Source organism: Spirochaetota bacterium, from assembly GCA_026414805.1.
In the GTDB taxonomy this organism is placed as follows: Bacteria; Spirochaetota; UBA4802; order UBA4802; family UB4802; genus UBA4802.
Genome location: JAOAIH010000044.1, coordinates 17,585 through 27,077, shown reverse-complemented (window position 1 = coordinate 27,077; position 9,493 = coordinate 17,585). Strand labels below are relative to the sequence as shown.

Genomic DNA, 9,493 nt, shown 5'->3' with positions numbered 1-9,493 from the left:
ACATAATGATACATCACGCTGAGTGCGCTAAGGTCACAGAGTAAGCTGTGGTCAGAGCATGTATTTTAAGATCCTGAAACAAGTTCAGGATGACACGCTATAATTAACTGTAAAATTACCCTGGGGTCAGAGCCCCCTCCCCATCTCAGCATTCTCTGCGATCTCTGCGTGAGATAAAATGATACATCACGTGGAGGGCGCAGAGTACACAGAGTTATGTGAGGGATGCCATAATTTGGGGTCAGAGCATATTTTATGTTAAAATTGTTGCATTCTTTCATGGGCAAAGTACAATAAGGAACTAAGTAACTATAAATGATCATAAGGAGGCCGCCATGAAAAAAATTATTATAATGGTAGTGGTAACTATATTCATTAGTGCAACTGTCCAGTATAGTATTGGTATATCGTTGAATCCAAAGAAAGCAGCATGCGAACAATCGTGTGTTGAAGCCAAAAAGAAATGTTTTGATGATGCTAAAAAGGATGAAGCAAAAAAAGCTGCATGTAATATAGCATTTGACCAGTGTATGGAGAAATGTGCAAAAGATTTTCCATAATATAATAAATAAATTATTTCTTTACAGAACACTCTAAACTTCATTGAATGTAAAGCAGCAGTTTTGCTTCAAGGTAATGTTTAGTTATTCAATACCATGTAAGTTTTTAAATATCAGTAAATAAATATTAAAAAGAGGTGGTTATAATGAAACAAAAGCTATTAATAAGTATTTCACTGGTCATTGTATTATTAGTATACGTCTATGCTCAAAATCCATCGCGATTAAAAGAATCAGGTTTTAACAGCGCTTTCACAATTCCTTTTGAAACACCATACGAACAGTATGTAGAATTAATGACTCATGTTATTGCAAACGCACGCGTTGAAACAAAAAATAAAGATGCGATAGTTACCATGAACAGCCCTTTTATTTTCAAACCACTGACAAAGCCAGTTGATGGTATTTATCAAAAAGGGATACTGCTTATTCATGGGTTATCTGATTCACCATATTTTTTACGAGCAATAGGGAAACATTTTGCAGAAAAAGGGTTTTTGGTATATGGCCTCCTTTTACCAGGGCATGGAACAGTACCAGGTGATTTGTTAAAAGTTAAAAATGATGAATGGATTAAAGCTACTCACTATGGCATGTTACAACTTAAAAAGAATGCAAAAAATGTATATATGGGGGGATTTTCAACAGGAGCAATACTTTCAGTTCATTATGTGCTTTCAAATGCCAATCATGATGTAAAAGGATTATTTTTATTTGCACCAGCCTTTGCTATTTACTCAAAATTAGCGTGGATGGCTCCTGTCATTGGAACATTCAAAGATTGGGAAAGCATAGAAGATGATGTGGATTATACTAAATACCAATCGTTTACATTCAATGGGGTAACTCAGACATACAAGCTCATTAAGCAAGTTGATGCGCTCTTTGATGAAGGGAAAAAGGTAACAGTACCAGTATTTGTTGCCCAGAGTATTGATGATAGGACAGTGAGTACAGAACGAACGCTATTTGTGATGAAAAATTATGTAACTGGCAAAAAGATGTTTATTCTGTATACCACACAGCCTGAAAAAGATTATGATGGTGAGGATAATTATATTATTACAGTTAATAGCTTTATACCACAGGAAAAAATATTAAATATGCCGCATATATGCATCACTATTCCACCTGATGATCCACACTATGGAAAAAACGGTGNTTATAGAAATTGCTTATATTATAAACCAAATACACCAGAACGCCATCAGTGCTTGACAGATCCTGATATATGGAAAGGTGAAAATACTAAAGAAAACATTGAAAAGTATAAAGTAATTACACGACTAACATATAATCCGCATTTTAATGATATGTTAAAAAAAATTGGTGAGTTTTTATTGGTGATTGAAAAGTAATGCTGTTACACATAAAGCCTGTAGGATCGCAATGCATTGTGAGCCTACAGGAAAACATTACAATCACATGGGGTTATAGTACATATGGAAAAGCAAGTTGCTATCATAACCGGAGCTGCAGGTGGTATTGGAAGAGCAATAACTGCCCAATTTGTAAGGGAAAAAATAACATGCGTGCTTGTTGATATAAATAAAAAAGCGCTTGCTGATATGCAGAAACAGTATGGCGATAGTGTGTATGCAATAGACTGTGATATAACTGATATCAAATCAGTAAAATCAATGATTGCAAAAGTAATAAAAAAATATGGTGGTATTGATATTCTTGTGAATAATGCTGGAATAATAGAACCAAATCTTTTTGAGAATACCTCGTATGAAGAAATTAATCGCCAAATACAGGTTAATTGTATGGGTCCAATTTATTGTACCTTTGAAGCATTACCATATTTGAAAAAAAGTAAAAGGCCCGCAATAGTAACTATCGCTTCACTTGCTGGAATAGTGCCAGAAACGTATAGCTCAATTTACACTGCAACTAAATTTGCACTGCGCGGTTTGTTTTTGACATTGCATATAGAATTAAAAAAGAAGATACATGTTGCTACGGTATTTCCTGATTCAGTGAATACGCCAATGCTGCAGTATGAGGCAACACATGGTGGTTCGCCTCTTACTTTTTTAAGTAAACCGCAGAAGCCTGAAGATGTGGCAAAGGCTGTTGTGAAAGCTTTGCATACAAAAAAACCTGAGATTGTAGTCCCCGCATCACAGGGATTTGTAACACGGTTTATTATGGTTTTTCCACGTCTAGTAGTGAAATTGTGGCCAATACTTGAAAAAATGGGCACTAAGAACAAAGAAAATCTTAAAAACCTCATAAATTCGTAAACGATACAAATAAAAAAACGTCCACTCATCCCAAATTTTTAATAATTTTTGGGAACAAAGTGCTACACTGATTATAGCTTCAGAAATTCTTCTCTTTAATTATTGATCTCTTATAACGTTTATATTTTTTTTATTGGTAAAACTTTTGTCAAATTTTACACATCACGAGGCAATTATGGATTATATAAAAACCTACCGCCGATTTTATTATGATATGTTGATACACGGTAATGCACTGTCGGCAGTAATTGGTGCACCGCTTACTGTTTTGTTTTTCATCTGGAAAACTGAGATAAGCTTTTCAAATCTTCAGGTTGTTATTGTTCCAGGATTCATTGTGTTTGTAGCAGTTGCAGTTATGACCTATTATTGGTATCAATTTTTATTTGCACCTTTCAGGTGGTATTTTACTGCAAAAGCAAAAGGAGCTAACTTTTCTGAAAAGCATGCGCTGATATTAAAGGAACGTCTGAGCAGTGCAGTGGTAATGTTTTCATTGGGTCTTATTGCCCAGTGGATTATAGGCCTTGCTGTTTTCAGCATTACCAGTGCTTTGTTGTATGGTCTAACGTTTGATCAGCTTTTATATTTGTGGTTTGGTGGAATTTTATCCATTGCTGTTTCTTTGGTATTTGGTACATATTTTATTCCAAAAACAATCAATGCATTAACACAGCAAGGATTATTTGATGATGTTAGGGACACCATAAGCGGTAAACCAGTGACGGCATTTGGTTCATTAATACCTATCCTTACTGGTTCAGCAAGTATTGTCAATGTGCTTCTTGTTATCATGCTGGTAACATTTGGTATATTGCTGTCGCATAATTACATGCAGAAAATGTATTCTCATACTATTGATGTTATTTCCAAGCAAACTGGCAATAAGTTAGATAACTTTATAGAATATACGCAAAACGATTGTAGAATGATAGCAGCATTCCCTGACCGGAATACAATTAATAGGGTAGTTTCTTTACGAAAAATATATTCCGACTGTGCCATTTTGGATAACGGAAACGTGATTATATCTGGCAGTGGTAAATATGACAGTGTTTTTCAAAAAGCTATTACAGCGATTAAATATTTTGAAGACAAAAAAAGCTTTGTTTCAAAACCTGTTGTGATGGAAAAAGATAAACTTCCATATTTTGTTGTTGGTGACACCATAAATGGAAGAATGTATGCAGCCCTTATAGCAATTGATGCGTTAAAAAAATTAATACTGGCTGATGCACTAATTGGGAAAACTGGATATATATTTCTTGCCTATCAGGATGGTGCTGGCTTTGCTCATCCTTATCGCGATGTTACCAATGATTCTCTTTTGAATTATGAATGGGGAAAAAAGTTATATGATAACCCTAATGAATTCGTTTCGTATAAATTTGGAAACGACGATAAATTTGGATACTGCACTAAAAGTAAATCAGGATTTTTGTTGATTGCAAGCATTCCCAAATCCGAAATGAATGAATATTCAAAACTTTTGGCATTGTTATCATTGGGTATAGGATTATTCTGGTGTGTGATTGCAACTGTTATTTTATATAGAAATGTTAAACGGCACTTAGAACCATTGCAAATAGCGCGAGAGGTGTTGAATAGTGTAGCACGAGGGGATTTAACACAAAGCCTTTCTGTTATTAAAGGCGATGAAGTGGGTATATTATCAGCAGCAGTTAACAAGCTCATCAGTGAATTGCGTGGGGCGATAGCTCATATTATTCAAATTGCTGATGAACTGGCGTCCTCATCCACGCAGATGTCGCAGGCAATTAGCTCATTTACTGACAATGTGCAAAACGAAGCATCAACAGTTGAAGAGATATCCGCAACTGTTGAAGAGATAGCAGCTGGAATGGAAAATGTTGCAAAGCGTGCTGATAGCCAAAACCAGAGTTTATCATCACTTATAAATTTGTTGAAGAACCTGTCACAGACCATAGAGACAGTTGCTGATACAATGAACGCTTCGGTGAAAGAGGTTGAACTTATTGCTGAGCGTTCGCGTGAGGGAAGCCAGTCATTAAACCAGATGAATGCAACCATGCAGGTGCTATCAAAGAGTTCTGATGATATGAAAAATATTGTTAAAATTATTAATGATATTTCTGAGCAGATTAATCTTTTATCTCTTAATGCCGCAATTGAGGCAGCACGCGCAGGTGACTTTGGCCGCGGGTTTGCAGTTGTTGCTGATGAAATTTCAAAACTTGCAGAACAGACTGCACTCAGTATAAAAGAAATTGATGGCCTGATAAAACAAAACAGCACTGAAATGGCAAAAGGTACACATAACATTACTCAGGCAATTCAAACAATAGGTTTTATTATTAATGGCGTTAAAGATATTTCTAGCCGCATTGAGCAGGTTGCAGCAGAGATGAAAGAACAGCTTGCTATCAATACAAAGGTACAGGGGATGATTGCAGATGTACAAATTGGATCCGAAGAAATTAAGAATGCAACACAAGAGCAGCGTGTTGCTATTAATGAAATATCTCAATCTATCAGCACTATCAATGAGCTGTCGCAGAGCAATGCAGGTGCAGCCGAAGAGATGTCTGCAAACGCTGCAGGGGTTGAACAGTTAGCTGTCAAGTTAAAAGAAATGGTGTCATTCTTTAAGATATCATGATTTATTGATAAAAATTTAATGTGTGATAACAATATATCCTGTAGGGGCGAATGGTAGTTCGCCCCTACTATATTTAGTACGGGAGATTTTTTTACTATGGCTTTATCATTAGGAATAGTAGGCTACCCGCAGAGCGGCAAAAAAACATTACTTACGCTTTTAACCAATAACTCATTTGATGTAAAAAAAGGGGTAGGCGTTGCAACAATACAGGATAGCCGTTTTACCACACTTGTGAAACACTACAAGCCAAAAAAGACAGCACCTGCTACCATTAATATTACCCTTGTTGGTGATGTAACAGATGAAATGATCAGGGAAGGAAGCATCTTCAGCAATATTGTAACAATGGATGCACTGTGCATTGTTGTGCGCGCATTCAATGATGATTCGGTGTATCACATAAAGGGCAGTGTTAATCCACTGCGTGATTATGAAAAGCTTATAAGTGAATTTATTTTGCATGATATGGTATTTGCTGAAAAGCGTATAGAACGCTTACAGCAGGATAAGAAGAAAACACAGCAGCAGAAAGAAAAAGAACTTACTTTGCTGCAAAAATTTTTGCAGCATCTTGAAGGTGGCAATCTTTTGAATAGCCTAAAGCTTACAGATGATGATGGTGCAATTATAAAAAGCTATCCATTCATTACATTAAAAAAAATTGTTGTGGTCTTCAATACTGATGATAGCAACAGTGCAATCACTACCACATTTAAGAATATATTTGCGCATCATACAGTGCATGCCTTAGCTGTTGCGGTAAAGCTTGAAAGTGAAATAGCAGCAATAGATGATGAAAATGAGCGTAAAGAATTTTATGCATCGTTAGGCGTTACAAAACCAGCCTTGCATGTATTATGTGATGCAATACTTGATTCGCTTGGCTTGCAGTCATTTTTTACTGTTGGGCAGGATGAGGTAAAGCAGTGGCTTGTTCCGAAAGGAGTTACCGCACCAGAGGCTGCAGGGTATATTCACAGCGATATACAGCGAGGGTTTATACGAGCTGAGCTTATGCACTATGACGATTTTATTGTTGCAGGCTGTGAAGAAACTTTAAAAAAGGAAGGCAAGTATCACCTTGTTGGCAAAGACTACTATATGCAGGATGGTGATATTGTATCCTTCAGGTTTAATGTGTAGCGATAGTTACTATGGATAGACTTCTTGATGGACTGGCAGCTGTAAGAAAGTCGTTTAACAAGAAAAAGAAAATTGATGCAGCCATAAAGAAGAAATTTTTATCGTGCATCTATGATTATTATGACAGTAACTATCGCCACCTCCCATGGCGCACAACCGACAACTCCTACCATATACTTGTGTCTGAAATAATGCTCCAGCAGACCCAGGTTGCACGAGTCATTGAAAAGTACAACCAGTTTATCAAAAAATTTCCCTCAGTTGAATCGCTGGCAAAAGCGTCGTTTCATGAAGTGCTTGCAGTATGGCAGGGATTAGGATACAACCGGCGGGCAAAGTATCTATGGGAGTGTGCAAAGATTGTTGTAACACAGTATAACGGCAAAATTCCGGATGATGAAAAAGAGCTACAAAAACTGCCCGGGCTGGGTAAGGCAACGGCGGCTTCTGTTTCAATATTTGCATTTGGAAAACCAGCTTTATATGTAGAAACAAACGTTCGCACTGTATATATTTATACTTTTTTTACTACAAACGATACGGTTGCTGATGTATTGATACTGCCTCTGTTACAGTCAACTATGGATAAAGCTAATCCAAAGCGATTTTATAATGCACTCATGGACACAGGTGCATATATTAAACAGCACTATAACTATAGTCGACACAGCACACAGTATAAAGTGCAATCGCCGTATCATAGCTCACTGCGAAAGGTTCGCGGTGATATTGTGCGGTTTCTTGTACATAATGGTACAGTCCATAAAGAGGTACTGTTGCAGCACCTAAACTATCCCCTTGAAAAAATACACCTGGCACTTGATGCATTGTGTAAGGAAAATATGATTTGTGAAGAAAAAAATTTTTATACGATACGCACCAAGTAGTTGATAAAAAATTATTGACAGAATGCTTGTATTGTTGCATGACTATAATAAGGGATTAGTTTAATTCCACATCATTATTTAATTTATATATAGAGAGGTTTCCCATGGTAAAACGATTTACGTTATTATTTTTACTGGTGTTTGTTTTTTGTACATCAGTATCAGTTTTTGCTGTACCAGTTGCATACCGTTCGTGGACGTATTTAGATTTAACTGCCGTTTTTTCACCACAGTGGTCATGGACATTGCTTACAAGCCACAGCTATGAGTATGAAAGAAAGAATGATCCGGGCAAAGAAGAAAAAAAGACATTCTTTTACGAGTTATTTACCGGCCCTACCTACACAATGAAGTTTGACAATTTAACTGTCAAATTGCCATTATGGTATTACTATCAGGGATTTCCCACACGGGCAGCGGTTTCCCCAACTGGCGAAGATGAATATTATTATTCCCATAATATAGAATTTTTGCCAATCGTTGAATATAAAATAGGCAATTTGAAGTTGTGGAACAGGATTATTTTCCACAACAAAGTTTATTCAACTTACCCTAGCTATACAACAAGTTCACTTAAAAAAGGGTATTCCCTCCTTATTCGGGAATATTTCAGAGTAGAATACAGTATAACTGATAAATTTGCTGTTATGATAGGTGATGAGATATTCCAGGGTGTAATTGATGATGAAGACACAAAAGATATTACAAAAGCTCCACTTACACCGGGATTTGAATATGGTGGCTTTTCACAGAACAGAGTATATGTTGGTTTTAGCTATAAGTTTACTCCAACTATTATCCTTACTCCAATGTACATGTACCAGACACAGTACTTTAAAACCGGCAACAAGCTAACCGAAAAAGACCACTATCTATTTACTACGTTGACATTTATTTTCAAAATGTATGAATAAATGGTATACTGATACAATAAAAAAATCCCACGAGTAATTGTCGTGGGATTTTTTTATGCTTGCATTTTTGTAAACATGCATCAATCCTGATATACATAGTGTTGTGACAAATATAATATCAAAATTTAACCATAGCAAAAATTGACAAAACATGATGAAAATAGCAATAGTAGTATGAGCACAGCGCCATTCAGGGAAAAATATTAATTCCTTGTAGTAGATTCTTTGTCACTGAGTGCTTAAGAATAATAGCGCAATTTTCTTTTCCACAAAAAACTGGAATGATGAGCGGCAAAACCAGCGTAGGGGGAAACAATGAAGTTTGCAACGTTGCAGCAGCTTTTGGAATATGATGCATCCTTACATACATTGATTGAACCTGACAACCGTTTTGAATTGGTTTTTGGCAGGCTTAAAGATTGTATTGAAACATACAAGCCACATGTCATTGTAAAGATAGGGTTAGGAAATCCAAAATATATTGAAGCAATTATGGAGGTTTCAAAAGCACTATGTGTTGTGGTTGAGCCTTCACTTTCATTGTTACAATCATTTTATGCACGGTATAGCAAAAATGAATGGATGAGCCGCTTTTATGGTGTTACCGGAAACTTCAATGATTTCCCCATTGATTACTATAAGGCTGATATGATAGTATGTATTGATTGCCTGGATATACTTGATACTGGAAGGTCAATTGATGAATTTAGGCGTGCGCTGCAGTTTGAAGGTGTACTCTTTTTAGCTGGGTTTGTGTTGCCCAATGAAGACATAGATGGGATTTTTGATGAGATAGCTCATACAATAAATCCATTGCATACAGACTATTATCTGGAAGATGATTTGAAGACATTTTTAACACTCAATGAGTTTGGCTTAGCAAAATCCTATACAGAGAAAGTTGTAATTAATCTTTTTTCAATTGCCAACTATCTTGGTTGCAGTCTTGAACAACTTCAGACATTGATCAATGATAACAAAGATTTACTCTCTACTATTTATGCATTAGAAGCAGATGGTACAGTATCTTTGCCGTATGTGGTATCTGCATTCATACGGCAGAAACCATCGTCAGATGAACCAATATAATTACTGG

At 36.2% G+C, this 9,493-nt stretch carries 8 protein-coding genes; all 8 read left to right on the top strand.

Annotated features, from left to right (window positions below; all coding sequences use genetic code 11):
• Nucleotides 1-335 precede the first annotated feature (335 nt).
• The gene (locus N3F66_09915; protein ID MCX8124465.1) at nucleotides 336-560 is read left to right on the top strand and encodes a hypothetical protein; all 225 of its coding nucleotides are present in this window, start codon (nucleotides 336-338) and stop codon (nucleotides 558-560) included.
• Nucleotides 561-706: 146 nt separating this feature from the next.
• Nucleotides 707-1,918, top strand: coding sequence for an alpha/beta hydrolase (locus tag N3F66_09910; GenBank protein MCX8124464.1), 1,212 nt, complete (start codon nucleotides 707-709; stop codon nucleotides 1,916-1,918).
• Nucleotides 1,919-2,002: 84 nt separating this feature from the next.
• Entirely contained in the window at nucleotides 2,003-2,809 is an 807-nt protein-coding gene (locus tag N3F66_09905; GenBank protein ID MCX8124463.1) for an SDR family oxidoreductase, read from the top strand.
• Between the two features lie 175 nt (nucleotides 2,810-2,984).
• Entirely contained in the window at nucleotides 2,985-5,450 is a 2,466-nt protein-coding gene (locus N3F66_09900) for a methyl-accepting chemotaxis protein (protein MCX8124462.1), read from the top strand.
• A gap of 96 nt (nucleotides 5,451-5,546) precedes the next feature.
• On the top strand, nucleotides 5,547-6,596 hold the full coding sequence (locus N3F66_09895) for a DUF933 domain-containing protein (protein ID MCX8124461.1): 1,050 nt from the start codon (nucleotides 5,547-5,549) through the stop codon (nucleotides 6,594-6,596).
• Between the two features lie 11 nt (nucleotides 6,597-6,607).
• Nucleotides 6,608-7,483, top strand: a complete 876-nt coding sequence (locus N3F66_09890) for an A/G-specific adenine glycosylase (protein ID MCX8124460.1) — start codon at nucleotides 6,608-6,610, stop codon at nucleotides 7,481-7,483.
• A 104-nt stretch (nucleotides 7,484-7,587) separates the two neighbouring features.
• Nucleotides 7,588-8,397, top strand: a complete 810-nt coding sequence (locus N3F66_09885) for a DUF2490 domain-containing protein (protein MCX8124459.1) — start codon at nucleotides 7,588-7,590, stop codon at nucleotides 8,395-8,397.
• Nucleotides 8,398-8,712: 315 nt separating this feature from the next.
• Nucleotides 8,713-9,486, top strand: a complete 774-nt coding sequence (locus N3F66_09880; GenBank protein ID MCX8124458.1) for a hypothetical protein — start codon at nucleotides 8,713-8,715, stop codon at nucleotides 9,484-9,486.
• Nucleotides 9,487-9,493: the final 7 nt, after the last annotated feature.